Source organism: Tenacibaculum soleae, assembly GCF_001693415.1.
Classification (GTDB): domain Bacteria; phylum Bacteroidota; class Bacteroidia; order Flavobacteriales; family Flavobacteriaceae; genus Polaribacter; species Polaribacter soleae.
Window position 1 is genome coordinate 1 of the sequence record NZ_MAKX01000043.1, and the last position, 21,696, is coordinate 21,696.

Annotated in this window: 23 protein-coding genes; all 23 read left to right on the forward strand. The window is 28.1% G+C overall.

The features are described 5' to 3' along the window. The first annotated feature begins 411 nt into the window (after positions 1-411). Positions 412-1,125, forward strand: a complete 714-nt coding sequence (locus BA195_RS13920; protein ID WP_176715007.1) for a hypothetical protein — start codon at positions 412-414, stop codon at positions 1,123-1,125. A 781-nt stretch (positions 1,126-1,906) separates the two neighbouring features. Beyond that, entirely contained in the window at positions 1,907-3,223 is a 1,317-nt protein-coding gene (locus BA195_RS13925) for a hypothetical protein (RefSeq protein WP_068706504.1), read from the forward strand. A 634-nt stretch (positions 3,224-3,857) separates the two neighbouring features. Further along, positions 3,858-4,460, forward strand: coding sequence for a hypothetical protein (locus BA195_RS13930; RefSeq protein WP_068706506.1), 603 nt, complete (start codon positions 3,858-3,860; stop codon positions 4,458-4,460). Positions 4,461-4,611: 151 nt separating this feature from the next. Beyond that, on the forward strand, positions 4,612-5,214 hold the full coding sequence (locus BA195_RS13935; protein WP_068706508.1) for a Yip1 family protein: 603 nt from the start codon (positions 4,612-4,614) through the stop codon (positions 5,212-5,214). A gap of 179 nt (positions 5,215-5,393) precedes the next feature. Further along, a complete protein-coding gene (locus tag BA195_RS13940; RefSeq protein ID WP_068706509.1) occupies positions 5,394-5,588 on the forward strand; it encodes a hypothetical protein in 195 nt (64 codons plus the stop codon). A 331-nt stretch (positions 5,589-5,919) separates the two neighbouring features. After that, positions 5,920-6,534, forward strand: coding sequence for a hypothetical protein (locus BA195_RS13945; RefSeq protein WP_068706511.1), 615 nt, complete (start codon positions 5,920-5,922; stop codon positions 6,532-6,534). 162 nt (positions 6,535-6,696) lie between these two features. Beyond that, positions 6,697-8,391, forward strand: a complete 1,695-nt coding sequence (locus BA195_RS13950; RefSeq protein ID WP_068706514.1) for an AIPR family protein — start codon at positions 6,697-6,699, stop codon at positions 8,389-8,391. Positions 8,392-8,539: 148 nt separating this feature from the next. Further along, positions 8,540-9,316, forward strand: a complete 777-nt coding sequence (locus tag BA195_RS13955) for an SH3 domain-containing protein (RefSeq protein ID WP_068706516.1) — start codon at positions 8,540-8,542, stop codon at positions 9,314-9,316. 760 nt (positions 9,317-10,076) lie between these two features. Further along, entirely contained in the window at positions 10,077-10,760 is a 684-nt protein-coding gene (locus tag BA195_RS13960; RefSeq protein ID WP_068706517.1) for a hypothetical protein, read from the forward strand. A gap of 171 nt (positions 10,761-10,931) precedes the next feature. After that, positions 10,932-11,819, forward strand: coding sequence for a hypothetical protein (locus BA195_RS13965; protein ID WP_068706518.1), 888 nt, complete (start codon positions 10,932-10,934; stop codon positions 11,817-11,819). A gap of 157 nt (positions 11,820-11,976) precedes the next feature. Beyond that, a complete protein-coding gene (locus tag BA195_RS13970; protein ID WP_068706519.1) occupies positions 11,977-12,654 on the forward strand; it encodes a hypothetical protein in 678 nt (225 codons plus the stop codon). 236 nt (positions 12,655-12,890) lie between these two features. Continuing rightward, positions 12,891-13,142: a hypothetical protein gene (locus tag BA195_RS14225; protein ID WP_084443239.1), complete on the forward strand. Its 252-nt coding sequence runs from the start codon at positions 12,891-12,893 to the stop codon at positions 13,140-13,142. Positions 13,143-13,152: 10 nt separating this feature from the next. Continuing rightward, positions 13,153-13,722 (forward strand): PD-(D/E)XK nuclease family protein, encoded by a 570-nt coding sequence (locus tag BA195_RS13975; RefSeq protein WP_068706520.1) that lies wholly within the window; start codon positions 13,153-13,155, stop codon positions 13,720-13,722. Between the two features lie 29 nt (positions 13,723-13,751). After that, positions 13,752-14,171 carry a hypothetical protein gene (locus BA195_RS13980; RefSeq protein ID WP_068706521.1) on the forward strand — a complete coding sequence of 140 codons (420 nt, stop codon included), beginning with the start codon at positions 13,752-13,754 and terminating at the stop codon, positions 14,169-14,171. Between the two features lie 184 nt (positions 14,172-14,355). Then, complete coding sequence (locus BA195_RS13985; protein ID WP_068706522.1) at positions 14,356-14,895, forward strand: hypothetical protein; 540 nt, start codon at positions 14,356-14,358, stop codon at positions 14,893-14,895. Positions 14,896-15,097: 202 nt separating this feature from the next. Then, on the forward strand, positions 15,098-16,384 hold the full coding sequence (locus BA195_RS13990; RefSeq protein ID WP_068706523.1) for an ApeA N-terminal domain 1-containing protein: 1,287 nt from the start codon (positions 15,098-15,100) through the stop codon (positions 16,382-16,384). Positions 16,385-16,545: 161 nt separating this feature from the next. Beyond that, complete coding sequence (locus BA195_RS13995) at positions 16,546-17,022, forward strand: hypothetical protein (protein ID WP_068706524.1); 477 nt, start codon at positions 16,546-16,548, stop codon at positions 17,020-17,022. A 140-nt stretch (positions 17,023-17,162) separates the two neighbouring features. Beyond that, entirely contained in the window at positions 17,163-17,627 is a 465-nt protein-coding gene (locus BA195_RS14000; protein ID WP_141677729.1) for a hypothetical protein, read from the forward strand. A 158-nt stretch (positions 17,628-17,785) separates the two neighbouring features. Then, a complete protein-coding gene (locus BA195_RS14005) occupies positions 17,786-18,253 on the forward strand; it encodes a DUF695 domain-containing protein (protein WP_068706526.1) in 468 nt (155 codons plus the stop codon). 145 nt (positions 18,254-18,398) lie between these two features. Beyond that, entirely contained in the window at positions 18,399-18,959 is a 561-nt protein-coding gene (locus BA195_RS14010) for a hypothetical protein (RefSeq protein ID WP_068706527.1), read from the forward strand. 138 nt (positions 18,960-19,097) lie between these two features. Then, on the forward strand, positions 19,098-19,856 hold the full coding sequence (locus BA195_RS14015; protein ID WP_245662367.1) for a hypothetical protein: 759 nt from the start codon (positions 19,098-19,100) through the stop codon (positions 19,854-19,856). Positions 19,857-20,668: 812 nt separating this feature from the next. Continuing rightward, on the forward strand, positions 20,669-21,211 hold the full coding sequence (locus tag BA195_RS14020; RefSeq protein ID WP_245662368.1) for a toxin-antitoxin system YwqK family antitoxin: 543 nt from the start codon (positions 20,669-20,671) through the stop codon (positions 21,209-21,211). 217 nt (positions 21,212-21,428) lie between these two features. Further along, on the forward strand, positions 21,429-21,696 hold a 268-nt coding region (locus BA195_RS14025), incomplete at its 3' end, for an SH3 domain-containing protein (protein ID WP_141677730.1).

The following is a 21,696-nucleotide window of genomic DNA, read 5'->3' on the forward strand; positions in this document are numbered from 1 at the left end:
TTGGCGAAGTTAGCATAAAATAATGACATAGTCAATTGATTTTCAAATAACTGTAGGTATTTTACAGAATTGGAATTAAAAAAGATTGGATTTTAATGAGTCTGTTTTTTGATGACGAGACTTTATCAGTCAGTGGTTGATAAAGTTCATAATAAAAAAATCAAATGGCAATTGGAGACATTTTATAGTGGCGGCTGACAGACTCCGTATTTAAAAAATTGTATATTTACTGATGAATAAAATACTAAAAACAACACCCCATATACGCCATTAAAACGGCGCATATAGGAAACGTTAGGTAACATTATGAAACAAACTATTAGCATTTTAATAATATTCTTATTTTTAAGTTGTTTAAATGACAAAGAAAAAATTGAATATAAGCCTATATTTTTCAATTTAAACCCAAAAATGGAGCTTAACGAATGGAATAAAAAGATTAAAAATAATCCAGAATTATCTAATAATAATTTCACTTTAAATTTAAATAATAAAAATTCAATATTTGAAATTTCGAGAAAACCTGATCGAATTATACTTCATCATACTAAAATTAAGGAAATTTATCTTACCGAATTAAACAGAAAAAAATCTAAAAATCACTTATCTCTTAACGAAAAAACAATTTCGACTTTTATAAATATATTTAAAAAAAAATATGGAAATCCAGTTTCAATTTTACCATTGAAAAAGAATAATAAAGAAGAATATTTTAATCATGATTATTTCTCTTCATTTAAGCGTGAAAATCAAAATAAACAATTAGTAGATTATGGCTTTAACAAAGAAAAGTATTTAGTTTTTCAAGATTCAGTAAAAGTTATTTTAATAGGTTATGAAAATTACGGTAAAATTATATTAAGTGATGAAGAATTTGACAAACTACCTGCTTCTTTACAATCATCAACGGAAGGATTTTTTGATAGAATTTATGGAGAATATCATAGTTTAAAGAAAAAATTCGGAATTGATTTAGAAATTAACTATATAGAAAATGTAGATTTCAAAAAATTATTAAAAAAAATAAAAAAAGATAGAATATTTTTTAAAAAAAATAAAAGTAAAAAAGACAGCATTAACAAATCAACAAAAGAACTTATAAACAAGAACAAAAGAAAAGTATAATTAACGTTACCTAACACCGTATAAAATTAATTGCTAGTTTTAGCCAATTTACGAAAGTCCTCGCGGACTTTCTATCTATGATTTATTTGCTAACTTTAGTACTTAAATCACACAACTAATCTTATACAAACACGTTGGGTTTCATTAATAAAAAATCGTAAAAATTCAAACTTTTAGATTTTTAATTAAATTTAAATGTTAGAAAAACTTGTGGAAAACTATATCGGAATTTTTCTCAGAAAACCGTAAAAAAATAATTTGAAAAATTTAGTTTTCTAATTATGTTTTTCAAAAACAGAAAAATTCCAGTTGAGAATTGTTCTGTTAATAGTTGGAGTATTTAGAGTTAAATTTTTAACGCTCCTACTGTAGAGAAATCTCGGAAAGAATAAAAATAGAATTGAATGCTAGAGGAAAAATAAAATCGTGGAATTTAGCAAGTTTGCGGAATTTAAATTCTTTATGAATAATTGCGGAAAAGTAAATTTAAAACAGAATTAAATACTAAAAAGAGAGAATAAATTGCGAAATTTAGCAAGTTTGCGGAATTAAAATTCTTTATGGAAATAATTGCGGAAAAATTATTTCAACAATAAAAATTAAAATAGTAAACCAATATAACGAAAACCCAACAGCGTGTATAGTTCATTACGGGGGATTTTCTTGCAGAAAATCCTCGCACTTTTACTATCTTTGGTTTAAGTTCGGAAAATTGCTGCGCTCTTTTCCGTAACGAAACCATACACAAGTACGTTGGCAACAAGCTAAAAAAAATTGAACATTGAAAGAAACTAATATTAATTATCCTGAATTTGACAACAACTTGAGTGATTTTTTAAATCACATTGAATCTTTAAATGAAACACTTCCTTTAACGATAGCCTTATTAAATATAAAAGACAAATCTAGAGAAGAAGAATTAAAGAAATTTTTAGCTGAAAAAGATGTTACTAAAGAGAAAGCGAAAATTGAAGACACTACTGACGTTGAAAATATTGAGGAAGAAGAATATGTTACTTTAAAAAACTTTCAAGATGCAATTGTATTTGAAGAACTTCAGAAAAACATCAAAATCTCAAATCTTGCTTTTAAAGTCATTCCAGAAAGTTTATTTGTATCTCTTATTAGTCAATATGATGCTTTTTTAGGAAAACTTATTAAAATTATATTTGAGTTATATCCAGAAAAACTAAATTCATCTGAAAAAAACTTAACATTTAGCTTATTAAATTCTTTTGAAAACATTGAAAAAGCTAAAGAATATATAATAGAGAAAGAAGTTGAATCAATTTTAAGAGAAAGTCATTGCTATCATTTTGAATGGCTAGAAAAAAAATTAAATCTTCCTTTAAGAAAAAAACTTCCTATTTGGCCAACATTTATGGAAATTACAGAACGTAGAAACTTATTTGTTCACACTCATGGAGTTGTAACTAGTCAATATTTAGCTGTCTGTAAAAAGCATAATGTAAATTTAGCAAAGAAAATTAAAGTTGGAAGTCAATTGTCAGTAAGTCCAAAATACTTTGAAGAATCCTTTCAATGCCTTTACGAAATAACTGTAAAACTTACCCAAGTAATTTGGCGTAAATTAATATCAAATGACCTTGAAGATGCTGATGCTTCTCTTAATGATATTTGTTTAGACTTAATTCAAAGAGAGGAATATAAATTAGCAGATATTTTACTTGAATTCGCGACTGAAATTCTACCAAATCATTTTAATGAAATGACGGAAAATATTTTTATAATTAACAAAGCTTTATCGAAATATTTAGCAGGAAAAAAAGAAGAAGCTAAAAAGATTTTATCAAAAACTGACTGGAGTGCAAAGAGTAATAATTTCAAATTAGCAGTTGCAGTTTTAGAAGATGATTATGAAGATATCTATCCACTAATGGAAATAGTTGGTAACTCAAACGAAATACCAAGGCATGCTTTTCAAACTTGGCCTTTATTTAAATTTCTTAGAAAGAAAAAAGAATTTAAAGATAAATATAAAGAAATATACGATGAAGATTTTGTTTTAATTGAAAGACCATCAAGAACTACAATAAAACTACTTGAGAAAAAATCTGAAAAACAGAATAAAGAATAAAGCCAGTTGCCAACACCGTATATAATTTATTGCTAGTTCTAGCCTACTTACGAAAATCCTCGCGGATTTTCTATTCGGTTTTTATTTGCTAAATTTAGTGCTTAAACCACGCAACAAACCATATACAAACACGTTGCCAAAAACTACGGAGCTGTAGCCTGAAACAATACAGTTTTTAAACTATGTTTTCAGTCAATTAGCTTTTGAGAAAGAAAAATGGAGTTTTAATTGTGGAATTCTACTCGCTCATAAATAATTGCGGAGTTTTTGCTTTTGTAGAATTGTAAAAATGGAGATTTAACGCTGGAATCTTACGCAAACCTTAAAATTTAATTGTGGAATTTTGAGCAATTTTTCGGAATTTAAATCGTGGGAATTTTACTCATACTCTAAAAATAGAGTTTACAGAATTGAGCCAAAAATGGAATTTGAATTGTGGCGGAATTTATCTCTGAATGCAAAATTAAAAAGGAATATATAAAACGCATTTGGCAACACCGCGCATAATTAATTGCTTACTATATTTTTCCTACGGAAAAACCTCGCAAGCTTCAAATTATGTGCTTCTTAATTATTTTTTTGCTAAATTTACGCAAACAAATCATGCACAAACACGTTACCCACAATACCGAAAATGAAGAAAACAATAGGCATTTTATTAATAGTTTTAACTTTTGGTTGTGCCAATAGAAATCTGAATCAAAAACGGATTTACATTCAAGATGAAAACCTTTTCGGAGAACTTAAAAACGGAATTCCTGAAAAAGATACTCTGATTGAAATCAAAAACGGAAAATTATTGAGTGTCGGAAAAGTTGCTGTTAGTAAAAATGGTACTTCTGTTATGAAATTTGGAAATTGGAAAAACTACAACGAAAACGGAATTCTGAAATCGAAAGGAGAATACAAAATTGGAAAGTATGTCGATTGTGGAGTTGGCGGAATTGAGCAAATGTTTTATCATTATAAAACTGGAATTTGGGAATTTTATAATAACAAAGGAGAAACTGAATTAAAATTGGAATTCATACCGAAAGAACATTTTATTGACACAAGATGTGATGGTGGAGACAAAATGCTTTTTGGAATAATAGAAAAAGTACCATCTGAATATTATGGAAAAGTAAATTCTGACCTAATCTATGAATTGCAGAAAGTTGAATATAACGAATCATATCAGAATACAATTGCGATTCCATTAAACGGAAAAGCATATATAACAAGAAAAGACAATTGATAGAAAAGTACAGTGGCTAACAACGTGTATAATTAATGGCTAGTTATTGCCGATTTACGAAAGTCCTCGTGGACTTTCTATCTGTGATTTTTTTGCTAAATTAGTTGCTTAAAACACGCCACTAATCATACACAAAACCGTTAGCCACAATATGACGAAACTAAAATCCTTTTGGAAAAAACCTACTGAAACTTTTGAATTAATTATTTCTGAAAAAATCAGTTGGTTGAAAGTTTTTTTATTTTTTAGCTCTAATGGTTTCATTTTCATTTATTACTTAATGAAAACTAAAGGGTTAATCGAAATTGAAAGTTTTAAAACAACAATTGTTTCAATTTTAGTTATGTTATTTATGGGAATTATTTATGGTTTAATTTCTAATTTTAGTGTTGGTTTTTTTATTAAACTAACTGGAAAATTTTTTGGAGGAAAAAATGATTTAAAAAGAATATACAAAGTTTTGAGTTGGTCTTATTTACCATCGACTTTTTCTGTATACCTAATAATTGCGAATATTTTAATGGCGAGAATTTTGACAACTGAAATTGAGAATTCTGTTGTAATAATTTTATCATTAATAGTTGGAATTTTTACTTTGGTTCAAGCTGTTTTAGGAATTTGGCAATTAATTTTAATTTACAAAGGGCTGAAAGTAGCGCAGGAATTGAATAATTTGAAAACAATTTTGAATTATATAACTGGAGCTGGAATATTTGGAATTATTTATTATTATTTAATATTTCCGCATTTATAAAAAAATACTGTGGCTAACACCGTGTATTAAAAATTGCTATATTAGTGCTTTACCAAAGTCAGTTGCATTTTTGTAAACAACAATTTTCCTTCGGAAAATAGCCGTTCACTTAAAACGCAACTTTCAATACACAAACACGTTGCCATTAATACGGAAAAACTCAAACCTTGAATTAGAAAATGGAAGAATTTGACATACTTGCTATTTTATTTATTGCTTTCGGAATCTACTGTGCGATTGGTTTGAAAAAAGATTATGTTGATTACAAAAAATCAAATCATTATTTAGAATACAATATTTACATTAGAAATATAGGAGTTGTTGTTGGAAGTATAATTATGTTCATTTATGAACTTTCAAGATTATTTTCTTAATCATATAAAAAACTGAATTTGAATTTAGCAATGTGGAATCTATTACTCAAATCCTGAAAAAGAATAGAAAACTGAATTGAACAAAAAAATCTTTCCGACTTCCACTCTTTGAGAAAAATAACAATCGGAATTTTAGCAAGTTTGAGTAATTGAAAAACAGAATGAATTATCTAAAAAAAGCACTAATGGCAACACTGTATAAAAAAAATTGCTAAATTAGTGCTTAACTTAAGGCAGTTGCATTTTTATCAACTTCTGAATTTCCTTCGGAAATTCCTCGCTGACAAAACCGCAACTTTCCTTATACAAAAACGTTAGCCACAATAAAAAAATGACCGAGAAAAAGAAACAAGAAAAAGAATTCTCAATGAAATATTGGGAATATTATTGTGCTTTAGAATCTGACTTTAAGCAAATGTCTCGATTTATTGATTACTCTGATGACAATCTAAAAACTTATTCAATTGAATTGACAAGGATATTGTTATCGGCTAGTTCTGAGCTCGATGTGATTTTTAAAGACATTTGTTTCTTAATAAACCCTTCTTCAAAACCTGAAAAAATAGACCAATACAGAATAATAATTCGTGAAAATTTAAATCAAATAATTGATGAAAAAGTAAGTGTTGGTTTTCACTTCTTCAATGTTCAACCGTTTAAGGCTTGGGAGAATAATATAACTCCTAAATGGTGGAAAATGCACAATAAAGTAAAGCATCAAAGAAACACCTATTTTAAAGAAGCAAATTTAGAAAATGCTCGGGATGTAATTTGTGCGTTATTTATATGCGTAAATTACTATTATATGAAAAAACTTGAGCCTTTAATGAAAAAACAAGGTCGTGAAAATTTCTCCTTTAAAGATGTTACAGCAATTCTTAAATCTGACACTCAATTTATAAAGTTTACAGCAGATTATTATGTTCAAACACTTAGAGTAAATTAACTGTGGCTAACACCGTATAAAATTAATTGCTGTTTTTAGCCAATTTACGAAAGTCCTCGCGGACTTTCTATCTGTGATTTATTTGCTAACTTTAATGCTTAAACTACGCAACTAATCTTATACAAAAACGTTGTAAGCAATACCCAAAACGATACAAAAAGAATGAATAGAACAGAATATAATAAACGAGTAAGAGACGAAGTTGAAGTTTTAAAGCATCAATATAGAAATGATAATTCTGCCTTCTTAATTTGGTTTTTAAAAAACATTTTTTGTTTAAGCGAACAAGAAAGTGTTGATAGTGTAGTTGATGGATCTAGAGATAAAGGAATAGATGGAATTTGGGTAGATGAAAATGATGAAGAAATATACATTTTTCAATCTGAATTTTCACCCAATGATGATAGAGATTCAGGAGATTCAAAAATTAGAGAATTTTCAGGAGTTGCTACTTGGTTTTCAAATGAAACAGAAGTGAATAGACTTAAAGTTGCATTGATAAATCTTGAACTAAAAGAAAGATTAAATAATTTAAAAATATCAGATAAAATTGCTAGAGGTTATGGAGTTAGTTATGTTTATGTAACTAATAAAATTTTTGATATTAACGCCACAGAATATCTAGAAACAACCAATATTGAACCTTATGATAATAATATCATTTTTGGAAAATACACTTATATGGTTGAGGCTGATATTGCCAATACACCAAAAACTCTTGAATTATCAAATTCTACAGCAATAATTTATAATTCTGCTTCCGACAATTCTTCAATTGTTCTCGCAATTCCAGTTAACCAACTTTTAAAACTTGATGGAATTCAAGATCATTCCTTGTTTTCAAGAAATGTACGTTTATGGACAGGAAAAACTAGAGTAAATAAAGAACTAGCTAATACTATAAAAGATAATTCTGAACACGATAAATTTTTCTTGTATCATAATGGAGTTTCAGTTACTTGTTCTGAATTTGATTTTGAACCAGCAAATAATGAAATAACAATTTCTGGATATCAAGTAATTAATGGTTGTCAATCATTAGTTTCATTTTATCAAAATAGAGCAAATCTATCTGATCGAATGTTGGTTTTAACCAAAATCATTAAAGTAGAACCACAAAGTACTTTGATTCAGAAAATTACAAAAAACGCAAATAATCAAAACGCTATAAGCCCTAAAGATCTTAAATCCAATGATCGAGTTCAAATTAGTTTACAAAGAAACTTTTTTGAAACATTTGACAATAAAGTACTTTATAGAATAAAAAGAGGTGAAAGTCCAATCGGATATGATGATGTGATAGACATCGATTATGCAGGACAATTAATAAAGTCATTTTATTTTGACGAACCTTATAAAACACATTTAAAAACGAGTTTTTATGGAGATGAGTATGAAAATATTTTTTCTAGAAAAATGACTTGTCAAAAAATCTATTTGACATATTTAATACATAACACAATAATCGAGAACATAGATAAAATTGAAAACATTCCAGTAAGAAATTATGGTTTAGCTAGATTTACTATCTTGAGAATAATAAAGTCAATAATAAATGATGATGAACTTGGATCAGCAATTATTGAAAACCCAAATGACTATGTAATTGATTCTGTAAAAGATAAATTATCAACCGCAGTTAAAAAGCTTTTTGAACTAGTCGCTCTTGATATTAATGGTTTTATTACTGACTACATAGCTTCAGTTGAATTATTTGATTATAAGAACCTTTTTAAGAAAAAAGAATTTTGTGATAGAATGAACACAGCTGTACTAACAAGTCATAAAAAGTCAGTTGTGAGACATCCAGAAGATAGTTTTGAATCGATATTTGAATCATTAACAACAGAGGAATAAAAAAGTACTGCTTACAACAAAGTATAAAATTAATTGCTGGTTATTGCTTACTTACGAAAGTCCACGAGGACTTTCTATCTGTGATTTATTTGCTAACTTTAGTGCTTAAAACACGCAACTAATCTTATACAAAATCGTTGGCAGTAATATGAAAAAACTAATTATAATTTTAATTTTATCATTTCTAAGCAAAACAACTTTTAGTCAAGAAATTGTCGTTGCTGGAAATGGTTTAAATGTTAGAAAAAAGCCAGATACTAAATCTGAAAAAATTGGAAAGCTACATTTTGGAACTAAAGTTAAAGTAATTGAAAAAACAGGAAAATTACTTGAAATAAAAGATGGTAATGAAATTGTGAAAGGTCAATGGGTTAAAATAAAGTTTGTGAATTCCCAATTATTTAGTTCTGAAAATAATTCAGGTTATGTTTTCAATGGTTATATAAAAAATGAAAAAGAATTTAACTTATACCTAGAAAAAGAAATTTCAAAAATTGAAAAATTTCAGAATTATAAAATTCATTCAAAACATAGTCCTTATTATATTAAAGGAGACTTCTTTGGAGATAAAATTTCAGATTACGCAATAAAAGTAAGTAAAGAAAAAGACAATGTTGAAATTATTATTTTAGACATTGGAGGAAATAATACTCAAATTCTGAAACCAATTGAAAACCTCAAAGATGAGAATAATGAAAATAGGGTAATTGACGAATTTGGTTGGGCTGAAATATTTGAGAAAGTTAAATCTGGAACTACTTTATGGTCAAACTTTACAGATGATTTTAGAAGCCTTAAAGAAGTTCCAAATTCTGAAAGAGTAATATTGAATTATGAAGCTATTTATGTTCACGCTTCTGAAAGTTGTGGTGGTGGATATATTTTTTGGAAAGATGGAATTTTTAATTGGCTTCAGCAGGAATAATAAATACTACTGCCAACACCGTGTATATTTTATTGCTTGGTTTTAGCCTACTTACGAAAATCCTCGCGGATTTTCTATTCGGTTTTTATTTACTAAATTAGGTGCTTAAATCAAGCAACAAAGCATACACAAACACGTTGGGTTTCATTAACAAAAAATCGTAAAATTTCAAACTTTTAGATTTTTAATTGAGTTTAAAATGTTAGAAAAACTTGTAGAAAAACTATATCGGAATTTTTCTCAGAAAACCGTAAAAAAATATAATTTTCTAATTTTAGTTTTATAATAATATTTTTCAAAATCAGAAAAATTCCAGTTGAGAATTGTTCTGTAAAAAGTTGGAATATTTAAAGTTAAATTTTCAACACTCCTAGTCTAGAGAAACCTCGGAAAGAATAAAAATAGAAAAAACAAATCGTGGAATTTAGCAAGTTTGCGGAATTTAAATTCTTTATGAATAATTGCGGAAAAGTAAAATTAAAACAGATTTGAATACTAAAAAGAGAGAATAAATCGCGAAATTTATCAAGTTTGCGGAATTTAAAATAATTGCGGGAAAATTATTTCAACAATAAAAAGTAAAATAGTAAACCAATATAACGAAAACCCAACAGCGTGTATAGTTCATTACGGGGGATTTTCTTACAGAAAATCCTCGCACTTTTACTATCTTTGGTTTAAGTTCGGAAAATTGCTGCGCTCTTTTCCGTAACGAAACCATACACAAGTACGTTGCCAGTAATTTGAGAAACAGAACTAAATGGGAGTTTGGAACACAGAAATAAAAGGAAACGATACTACACTTGACATTTATTCGAACTTTTTCGATAAGTACAATAATGGAGGAAATCAAGTTTGGGTTTCAAATGAAATCAAAGCGGAATTTGAAGATTATTTTTCGGATTCAGACGACAGAAACAATTCATTATTTGGACTTGCTTTAGCGCAATGGGAAACTAAATCATTAGAGCCTGAAATTTATACAACCGTTAAAGAAATAATTGAAAACGGAACTGACTTGGAATTGTGGAAAGAACTTGGAGCGGACAAAAAAACTCTGAATGACAGAAAATCGGAATTAAAGAATTTCTTGAAATTAATCTCAACCGAAAAACAAAAAGCAAAAAGACGAGTAAGACCAAAATTTGAGTTTACAACGAACGAACTCGTTAGAATTAGAACTACTGACGGAACAAAAGAATTTAGAGTTAATGAAGAATTTACAAACGGAAAATATATTCATACAAGCGGAATAATGGAATGGGATTCTGGTGGTGGAGCTGGAATAATGTATTACACAGGAGAAAGTAAAAGTATTTCTGCCAAATGGATTGATAATAACAATTTGGAAATAATTCACGAACCGAATTTGGATTTTGACAAAAAAGAAAAAGAATCGTTTTTTCGAGGAGATAAAGCGATAATAGAATATAAAACGGAATAAAAACTACTGGCAACAACGTGTATAATTAATGGCTGGTTCTCGCCTACTTACGAAAATCCTCGCGGATTTTCTATTCGGTTTTTATTTACTAAATTAGGTGCTTGAACACGCCACTAATCATACACAAACACGTTGGCAGTAATTTAAAAAAAACACAATACAGAATCATAAATGGAAAAAACTTGGGCATCTGGAGCTTTAGAATTGTTAAAACACGCTGATGAACATATAAACAAAGGACAAGCTTTTGACCAAAGAATTGCTTTTATAAGTATAGACAACTCGGTGGAAACAGCTATTAGAACCTTTATTTTTATGCCATTTAGTCTATCTAAAGTTAAATTTTCATTTAAAGAAAAAGAGGAAATCGGAAATTCATTTCCAAAAATGGTAAATCTTTTGTGTGAAAAAGCAAGTAGTAAAATATCTGGAATCGAATTATCTGATATTGAATTTTATCATAGATTGCGAAACCAATTATACCACGATGGAACAGGATTAGGTGTTGACAAAAACCATCTTGAAGCTTATAGAACTATCGGAGAATTACTTCTCAAAAACTTATTCCAAATTGAATTTAATTATTCAACTACTGATAAATCTCTATCAAGTTTAATTGTCTTTTGGGAAGAAATAGATAAACTGATAAAGCAATTATTTCAAACTAACAATATTGACTTTGGCCAAACTTTCAAGTGGGAAGAAGCTCTACAAAAAAACATAATAACTAAACATCAAATATCATTATTTACAGAACTAAAAAGAATTAGAAATGAGCAAGTTCATTCCTTGTCAAATGAAATAAATTTAACAAGAATTTCTTACGGAATAGAAATAGCTTCTGAATTAAGAAAGACTCTTGAAAAAGATATGACAGATAATATTCTAAAGTATTTTAAAGAGCATCCGACAGAAGTATTCGCTATAAGAGCAATTGGACATATATTTTCAATTTCAAAAAGTTTTGCTTCTCAAATAATAGAAAGTTTAGAACAAGAAGGAAAACTAATATCTGGAATTGAAGAAGAAACTGGAATTAAATTATTTCAAATATGTTGATTGAAAAACAAAAACTACTGCCAACACCGTATATAATTTATTGCTAGTTCTAGCCTACTTACGAAAATCCTCGCGGACTTTCTTGGTCGGTTATTATTTACTAAATTAGTTGCTTGAAACACGCAACAAACCATATACAACAACGTTGGCATACATTATGAAAAAAATCGTATTCATATTAATATTCGCTTCTTCATTTGTAAATGGACAAGATATTAAAGAACTATATATTGACAAACTGAAAAGTTCTTGGGAAGTTTATGAATCTGAAACTTTTACCAAATCGATTGACAAAAAAACGGATAGTCTTTATCGAGCTGTTAATGGAAAAGGCTATAAAGAAAACTTACTCGAAAATCAAAAAAAATCGGTAACTGAAAGAGCGAAAAAACTCAAGGAAATAATTGAATTGTTTAAAATAAAATTAACTGAATTTGACTCATTAGCAATCATTGAGCAAAAGTCATCGAACAATTCGCCACCAATGGACTTTACAAAAAAAGGAGCAATTTTGACAAAGAACAGTATTTACGGATTTACCTATAACCCTAACATAGAAAATGGAAAAATCAAAAAAACTGACTATTTTAAAGATTCAGAAAATCCGACAATGAATCAAGCAAAACAAATAATTGGAAATTTAATATTACGAGGGAAAACAAATTATCTTGACACCATTGCAAAAGTGGAATCTGATATGTTTGCTGGACCATTAAAAGAATTAAGACCAGAAATCGAAATAGAAGTAATTCTGTATAATAAAAATGTGAAAGAAAAATTGAGATTAATTTATTTACACGAAACATTTGTTCAAATAATGAATCAAAAAAAATAACGTATGCCAACACCGTATAAGGTTAATGTGGGTTTTTAGGTTTAACCCAAAGGTTTTTGCTTTTTTACAATGTCACTTATACTTATTTGAGTATTTTTAAATCGACAAAATAAAAACACAAATTAAGTATAAGCTTAGTTACTCGGCTGACAATCCACAGATTGTCTACCCTCCCACACTAACCTTATACAAAACCGTTGTGCGTAAGTTAAAAAAATAAGAATTAAACAATAAATATGGCAAACTACTATTGTAAAAACTGTGGAACGAAATATTCAAGTATTTCTACATTGACACTCAATAAATGTCCAAGACATCATAATGGGACTAACAAAGGTTCTCATCAACTTTACGAAGGAAGTGAAAAATCAAAATATGATTGTAAATATTGCGGAACAAAATATAGCACGATTTCTACAATGACCTTAAACAGATGTGCAAAGCACCCTAACGGAACGAATAAAGGAAAACATTCACCAACCTTATAAAAAAATATTTATGAATCATTTACCGATTTTTTTCAATTATAAAGAAGAAGGTGCAGATAGTGGATATGAAACTATTCAAGATATATTTTTAAGTTGGACTTTACGATGTTCAGAAGAAAATAAAGAGAACTCTGAATACCCTAATTTAAATGAATATTCAAGAAGAGTACTCTTAAACCTCATTTTTGACGATAGAGTTCCCGAAAACATTGTAATTAAGTCTGTTAAAACAAAAAGACAGTGGAAATTAATTGACTTATTAGTAGAAGTTAAAACTGAAATAGATGGTAAAACAAAAGAATATGTACTTAATATTGAAAACAAATGGTACACATCTGTAAGAAGTGGTCAGTTAGAAAAATCAAAAGAAGCAATAATTAAAAAATATTCTAACGAAAACTACAATTTAATCAACTTGATTATTATGCCCGATTTTGAGAAACTTGACAATAATTTAAAAAACATTTCTAAAAGACTTAACTACAAAATAAAAGTAATTGAAGAAATAAAAGAAAAAACAAATATGGTTAAATTAACAGGTAATTATCTTTTTGATGAATACTGGTTTAAATTTTATTAAAAACAATTATTGCACTAAATTAAAAAAATATGATTGAACAAAATTTAATATCGGATTTAAAAGAGCTTTTTGAAATAGGATTTATAAAAGAATCTTTTTACAGTTTTATACCAACAGAAAACGCATATTCTGAATTACTTGTTATCAATAACAAAGACGAATTCTTTGCTTTATCAAATGGTAATGTTTTTGTGATTTTATTACTTCAAACAGATCTCAAAATTATTGAAAAAATTAAAGACAAGTTAAATTTTATTTTCAACCGAGAAAAACATATTGTTTCTTTCGAAAAAACAGAATTTGAAAATGAATTTGAAAAAATAACTTACATAAACATAGATAATTTAATTGAACATTCAATTAAAAACGGCACTTGCGAAAACAATGTTTTTAACCTAAAATTAAAGAGTATATTCAGCGGTAAAACCTACGCACAACACCGTATATAGTTTATTGCTAGTTATAGCCTACTTACGAAAATACTCGCATATTTTCTATTCCGGGTTTATTTCCTAAATTTACCGCTTAGTCAACACAACAAACCATATACATAAAACGTTGTGTGCAATTGCTCAACTGAACCAAAGAAATGAATGAAATTGAAATATTTATAGCAAAAATATGAATGAATGAATGAAACGATTTAATATTTTAATTTATTTAACAGCAACTGGTTTGCTAGCAATTTATCAATTCTTCCCATTTTTTGAAACTTATACGTTTGGATTAATAAATTCAATCTATTTTTTTGGTTTATGCATTATATTTTTTTCTTTATTAATCTATGAAATATACTTAAATAATCAGGAAGTGAAATATGAGAAAAAGGAATTTGACAAATCATCAATTTGGATAACTCTAATTTTATTTTTGACTTTAATTTTATTTATAAACATTGACATATTCGAATCTGAAACTATTTTAAAAGCCGAAGGAAATAGTAATTACACTTTGAATTTAAAAAAAGACGGTAGATTTAAATTAAGACAATGGTCTGGAGATCATTCTAATTTTTATAAAGGAAAATATATATTGAGAAATGACACTTTAAAATTATTTCAAAACAATGAATTATCAACTCACTTTTTAATTGACACAATTTACATTAGGAAAAGGGATAGTTTGATACCTGAAAGTCACACGAATAAATTTGTAATAATAAAACAAGATTAGAAATCGAAATGAATCAATTTATATTGAAAAAACAAAAAAACTGCACACAACACAGTATATAATTTATTGCTAGCTTCTTTCCTACTTACGAAAGTCCTCACGGACTTTCTTGGTCGGTAAAATATTTACTAAATTAGTTGCTTGAAACACGCAACAAACCATATACAACAACGTTGTAAGCCATTAAAAAAACAGAACTAAATTGAAAAACGAAAAGGAATTTAAAGGAATTTGGTGGCTACCAGAAAATCCTAATGACGAAATTTACGGCACTGTTAAATTCTCAAATGAAGACGGAACAACACTTGATTTATTTGGATCTTTTAAATCGAATAAAAGAGAGTATGAAATCATTTTAGGTTTTACAAGTAACGGTAAATGGATTACACTTTATAACTCATTTGATATTCAAAAAGGATTCAGTAGTCCAGGTTTTGATTCTTGCAAGATTTTTTCAAATTTTATGTTTATTGGAAAAGAGCATTTAGAAAAAAAATCAACCCTCAAATTTCATAAATCTTCAGTCTATTTAAAAAACCTTGATGAATGGGTTAATAAACGTGAGAGTTTTAAAATAGAACAAAATTGGAAAGAAAAAGAAGTTACTATTAACTATAAATTACCCGAAAGTTCAAAAATAGAACTAAACGATAATTTATCATTAACTATTAATCCGACATCAAAAGGACCAAGCCATAACATAGTCCAAAAAGAAGTAAAAATAACTCAACGAATTGGTTGCAACCTTGAATATAAAAGAAAACAAAACTTTGATAAAATTTTACAAGATATTAGTCATTTTGAAAATTTCTTAACCTTTTGTTCTCAAAAACCAACTTATCCACTGGAATTTTCAGTCATAATAAAAAAACCAAAGGAAAAACAAAACAGTGTTTTTGAGATTTATTATCAAGTTACAAAACCTAGTAAAATTCAAAAAGATTTATCCCCTTTTGACTTCTTGGTTTACTTTAGAAATATAGAACCAAAATTTGAGGATGTTATTAAAAAATGGTTTTTCACAAAAGACATTCTAGATACTTGTTATGTTCCTTATTTTAATAATTATTATGGCAAACAACTCTACACTACTGACAAGTTTTTAAATATTTGCAGAGCAATAGAAGCTTTTCATAGAGATACTGTTGGAGAAATTGACCCGACCACATCAAGACCATATTATTACAAAAAAAGAATTATTGAAATAATGAACGATTGTAATTCTAGTTTTAATTTTCTATTAAAAATTCGTGATAAAGATAAATTCGCCATAAAAATTAAAGATTTTAGAAATGATTTCACGCATTCAAATCCACTTTTGAATAATATCAACAAAAAATATTTAGAGACTCACTATCTGACCGAAAAACTGACTATAATTTTGACTTGTGCTATTCTAAAGTATTTAGACTTTACAAATAAGGAAATTAAAATAATGATTGAAAACACTAGTTTATATAATAGATTAAAGTATAAAAGAAAAAAATAACGGCTTACAACACCGTATATAATTTATTGCTAGTTCTAGCCTACTTACGAAAATCCTTGCGGATTTTCTATTCGGTTTTTATTTGCTAAATTAGGTGCTTAAACCACGCAACAAACCATATACAAACACGTTGGCAATAATTAAAAACCGAAATCAAGGTTATGAGAAAAATATATTTACTGATTTTAATCTTCACTTTTTCTTTTACAAAAACATTTGCTTGTAGCTGTATTGAAACAAATGAATCTTTAGCGAAAAAAGTTGAAAAAGCATTTATTCAAGCTGATTTGATTATTAGCGGAACAGTCATTGGAACAAAAAAATTCAACAACGGAAAATATATGTTTTCTGGAAATCCGATAATTTATGAGTTTGAAATTATTAAAACTATAAAAGGAAAAGTAAAAAAAGAGATTATTGAAATCGCTTCGGCTGAAAGTGATGCAAGTTGCGGATACAGTTTTGAAATGGGAAAATCTTATTTAGTCTATGCGAGAAAATCTAATGAATTTTCTTCTAAAACAAAAAATGAATTTGATTACACGACAAGTCTTTGTGATAGAAATCAAAAAATAAGAAAAGTCAATAAAAAAGAATTTGAAAAGCTTGAAAAACTGAAATATAAAGAAGAAAAATAACTATTGCCAACACCGTGTATAATTAATGGCTAGTTCTCGCCTACTTACGAAAATCCTCTCGGATTTTCTATTCGGTTTTTATTTACTAAATTTAGTGCTTTAAAACGCCATAAATCATACACAAACACGTTGTAAGTAATTTGAGAAAAACACTAACCATACTATTAATTTTGACCTTCGGACTTTTTTCTTGCAAATCCGAAAAGAAATACTCGGACTATAATGAAACGGACTTTTATGAAGTACAAGGAATTATAAACTACGCAAATCTGACAAGTGACCCTTTCGACAGTACAACTGAAAAAAATGTTAGTTTCACCTATTTTTTAGACCGAGAAAACCCAAAAACTGGAATTGAAAATAACTTGGAAATGTTTGAGGCGCAAAATGGATATCCGCTAATAGTTTTAGTTCATAAAAATGACGAAAACATAAGTTTTTACGGCAGAGTTGGAATTCTTGAAAATTTGAATAAAAAGGAAAAAGAGTTTCTAAATAAACACATCCAAAGTGAGATGACTAAAATAAAAGAAAAAACGCCTGAATACATTTATAACGCACTAATTAAAGACACTATTAAAGAAAATCAAACTGACAAAAAATAAAAAACTACTTACAACATAGTATAAAAAACATTGCTTATTTTGGCTAAAACGAAAGGCAGTTGCTCTTTTGTTAGCTGCTGATTTTCCTTCGGAAAATCCTCGCATACAAAACCGCAACGTTCCTTATACATAACCGTTACCTGCAATACCAAAAAATAATGGCTGAAGACAAAGAATTTAGAGTTGTAATACCAAAAGAACATTATAAGATTCTGAATTTTAATACTGACGGATTACCAGGAGTTGCAGTTGTGAATAAAAGCTTAGCGGAATTTGAACCGAAAGAAGTTTTTGTTTGGCATTGTTCTGTAATGTTACAATGTGAAAAGCTAATCGAAAACGGAATGCCATCACGAGAAGAAGTTGAAATATTAGACAAATTTGGAGACTTTCTTGACGATAAAATAAAAGGAGACAATAAGGAAAAGCCAAACGGACTTTTTCTCGCAAGAATTACGTGGAATGAAACTCGTGAATTGATTTGGCGGATTTTTGATCCAGAAATTGTAAATGACTTTCTTACTGACTTAATTGAACGAGAAGACCATACTCGAAATTTTGACTATCGCATTGACGAAGACGAAGATTGGAAATTGACCGAATGGCATCTGAAAAAAAGAGAATAAAGTACAGCAGGTAACACTATATATAGCAAATTGGGCGATTAGTATTTAAAAAATTGTATATTTACTGATGAATAAAATACTAAAAACAACACCCCATATACGCCATTAAAACGGCGCATATAGGAAACGTTGTACAACATTAAGAATGAAAATAAAATATGTCATATTAATTATATTTTTAGCTTTTTTAAAAGTTGAAAATTCTCATTCTCAACATTCTGAAAAATTTATTGAATTAACTAAACAAGTAAAACCAATTGATTCGATAACTAAAATCAAAAAATTTAGAAATGGAAAAACTAAAAAAATATCAAAATTTTTAGTTTATGAATATGGAGAATATACTTATGAAATAATGAGTGGAAAACAACAATTACTTGACAAAAAAGGGAGAGTTTTTTTTGAACAAGTTTATGACAATTTCGGAAACTTATTATTTGAAAAACACTTCAATTCTTCTAAACAAATGTATAAACTGATTGAAACTACCAAAATTGATTTAAAATCGAAATCAACTGTTTATGACATACTAAATTGGAAAAGAAAAATCATAACAGAAAGCTATGAAAAGGAATTCAATTCTAACAAAAAAGAAGGAAAATTAAAACTTTGGAAAGAAGGGAAAAGAATTAATGGGAAAAAAGTTGGAATTTGGAAAACATATAATTTTTGTGACGAAAATTTTGAAGAAAAAAAATATAAATAAAACGTTGTACAACACCGTGTAAAATTAATTGCTAGTAAAAGCTCACTTGGGAAATTCCTTCGGAATTTCTGCCGTTCGTGCTTTATTTAGTAAACTAGTTGCTTAAATAACGCAACAAATCATACACAAACCGTTGGCGTGCATTTGAAAAAAGTAATGGATAAAAAAGCAAAATCAATTTTATTTAAAACATATTGGAGTTCCCAAGGTTGGAAACGTGAATATGAAACTGACCCAGTTGACTTTGAATATGCCAAATCTAAAGGATTAATGTTTGACCCAATTTCACTCTCAATGAAGGAGATTAAATCCAATTTAAAAAGTTTATTAAACCAAATTGAAAAAGAGAAGATAACCAATGGGTTTTTATCAAGTTTGAGTAATAAACGACTCGATTGGCGTTCAGCTCTTGCAAGTTATTTTAATGCCAAACTTATACTTGAAGGTAAAAGAGAGTTTTATCGTCCCGAAATTTTTAAATACGAAAATGAAGACCTTAATGTTCTCAATTTCGAGCGCATTAAATGGAGTGGCGTTAGACATTCAGACTTATTATACAACTATCTTGATTTAAAGCTATTCGAACAAGAAAATGTTTCTAAACCTACCGAATTAGATATTCAGACTTTTAAAGACATTTTAAAAACAATAAATGATTCAGAAAACGGAGAGTATCCTGGAAAGTTAAGAGATAGACTGAAAGATGTAATGAAAGGAAGCAAAAACGAACGACATACTATAATGGAAATTCTTGGTTGTTGTGAAATTTTGGAGCCTAAAAGTTATGATAGACCAACAACTGGAAGGCACGATTGGGCTTTTGTTGAATATTGGAGAGGAGAAGATAAGTTTAATAAAAAAATAGTTGATGAATACTTTGGACAATATGTAAAATAAAAAACGACACGCCAACAATGGCTATAGTTAATACGGGTTTTGGTGCTTAACCTAAAGTTTAATACTTTAAACTAAGTCCGCCAAATCTTTTGATTTGGCTTTAAAATGAAAAAGAAAAAAACAAAATAAAAAGTTTTGGCTAAGTGCTTAATCGAAAGTTCACTACTTTTAATTCCCGTACTAACCATAGCCGAGACGTTGGGTTTCATTAACAAAAAATCGTAAAAATTCAAACTTTTAGATTTTTAATTGATTTTAAAATGTAGGAAAAACTTGTGGAAAAACTATATCGGAATTTTCTCAGAAAACCGTAAAAAAATATAATTTTCTAATTTTAGTTTTATAATAATACTTTTCAAAATCAGAAAAATTCCAGTTGAGAATTATTCTGTAAAAAGCTGGAGTCTTTAGAGTTAAATTTTCAATGCTCCTACTCTAGAGAAATCTCGGAAAGAATAAAAATAAAATTGAATGCTAGTGGAAAAATAAAATCGTGAAATTTAGCAAGTTTGCGGAATTTAAATTCTTTATGGAAATAATTGCGGAAAAATTATTTCAACAATAAAAATTAAAATAGTAAACAAATATAACGAAAACCCAACAACGTGTATAGTTCATTACGGGGGATTTTCTTGCAGAAAATCCTCGCACTTTTACTATCTTTGGTTTAAGTTCGGAAAATTGCTGCGCTCTTTTCCGTAACGAAACCATACACAAATACGTTGTGCATAATTATGAAAAAACTGCTAAATTTAATATTTCTGCTAATTTTTAGCCTTTCGTGTTTTAGTCAAAACAGCGGAGATAAAAATATGAATTTAGTTTTTTACAGCGAATGTTCTGGAAAAATCATTACTCCTGAATTTGATATAGACATTATTCCAGAATCGAAAAATATAAAAATATTAAGTTACTACATTGAGCGTGGAGAATGGATTTCTCAAAACACAATTACTATTGATTTAAACAAAAATGATACGATTCAAATTCCCAAAATACTGTTTGGAGGAGGAAATGAATTACATAGCCAACGTTGGACTTATTTAAACTGCGCTAAAATTTGCGAAGGAAAAGAAACCGACTATTATTCTAACGGAAATAGAAGACTTGAAGGAGTTTTTGAGAACGGAAAACCATCTGAAATCAAGTTTTTTAGAGAGAACGGAACTTTGGAATCTCAAGAAATTTATAAACTTGGAACTTTAAATAAAACGAGAGTTAATTATTTTGACGAAAATGGAATTTTAGCTGAATATGAAATTCACAAAAACCGAAAGAAAAAGACAATAATTCTGACATTTGACAAAAATCGTAAACAGATAAATAAAGAAGTTCGACATTATTATAATGAATAAATAACTATGCACAACACCGTATAAAATTAATGTGGGTTTTTAGGTTTAGCCCAAAGTTTAGTGTCTCTTTATAATGTCACTTCTACTTATTTGAGTATTTTTAGGTCGACAAAGAAAAAACACAAAATAAGTATAAGCTTATGGCTCGGCTGACAATTCTAGAATTGTCTACCTTCCACACTAACCTTATACAAAACCGTTGGCAAACATTAGAGAAATGAAAAAACTAATAATATTATTCATTTTAATCTCAAAAATTGGATTTGGACAAGACACCAAATACCTCTCTGAGAACTATGAATTTAAAAATGGAGAAATTGCTTATATGTTTGGTAACGATGTTAAACTTCGAGACCAACCAAATGCGAAATCCAATGTTTTGGCTCTTTTGAAAATTGGTGAGCAAATAGAAATTATGGAAAAGTCAGATTCCACAATGAAATTCGACGGAATTGAATCACCTTGGTACAAAGTAAAAACGAACG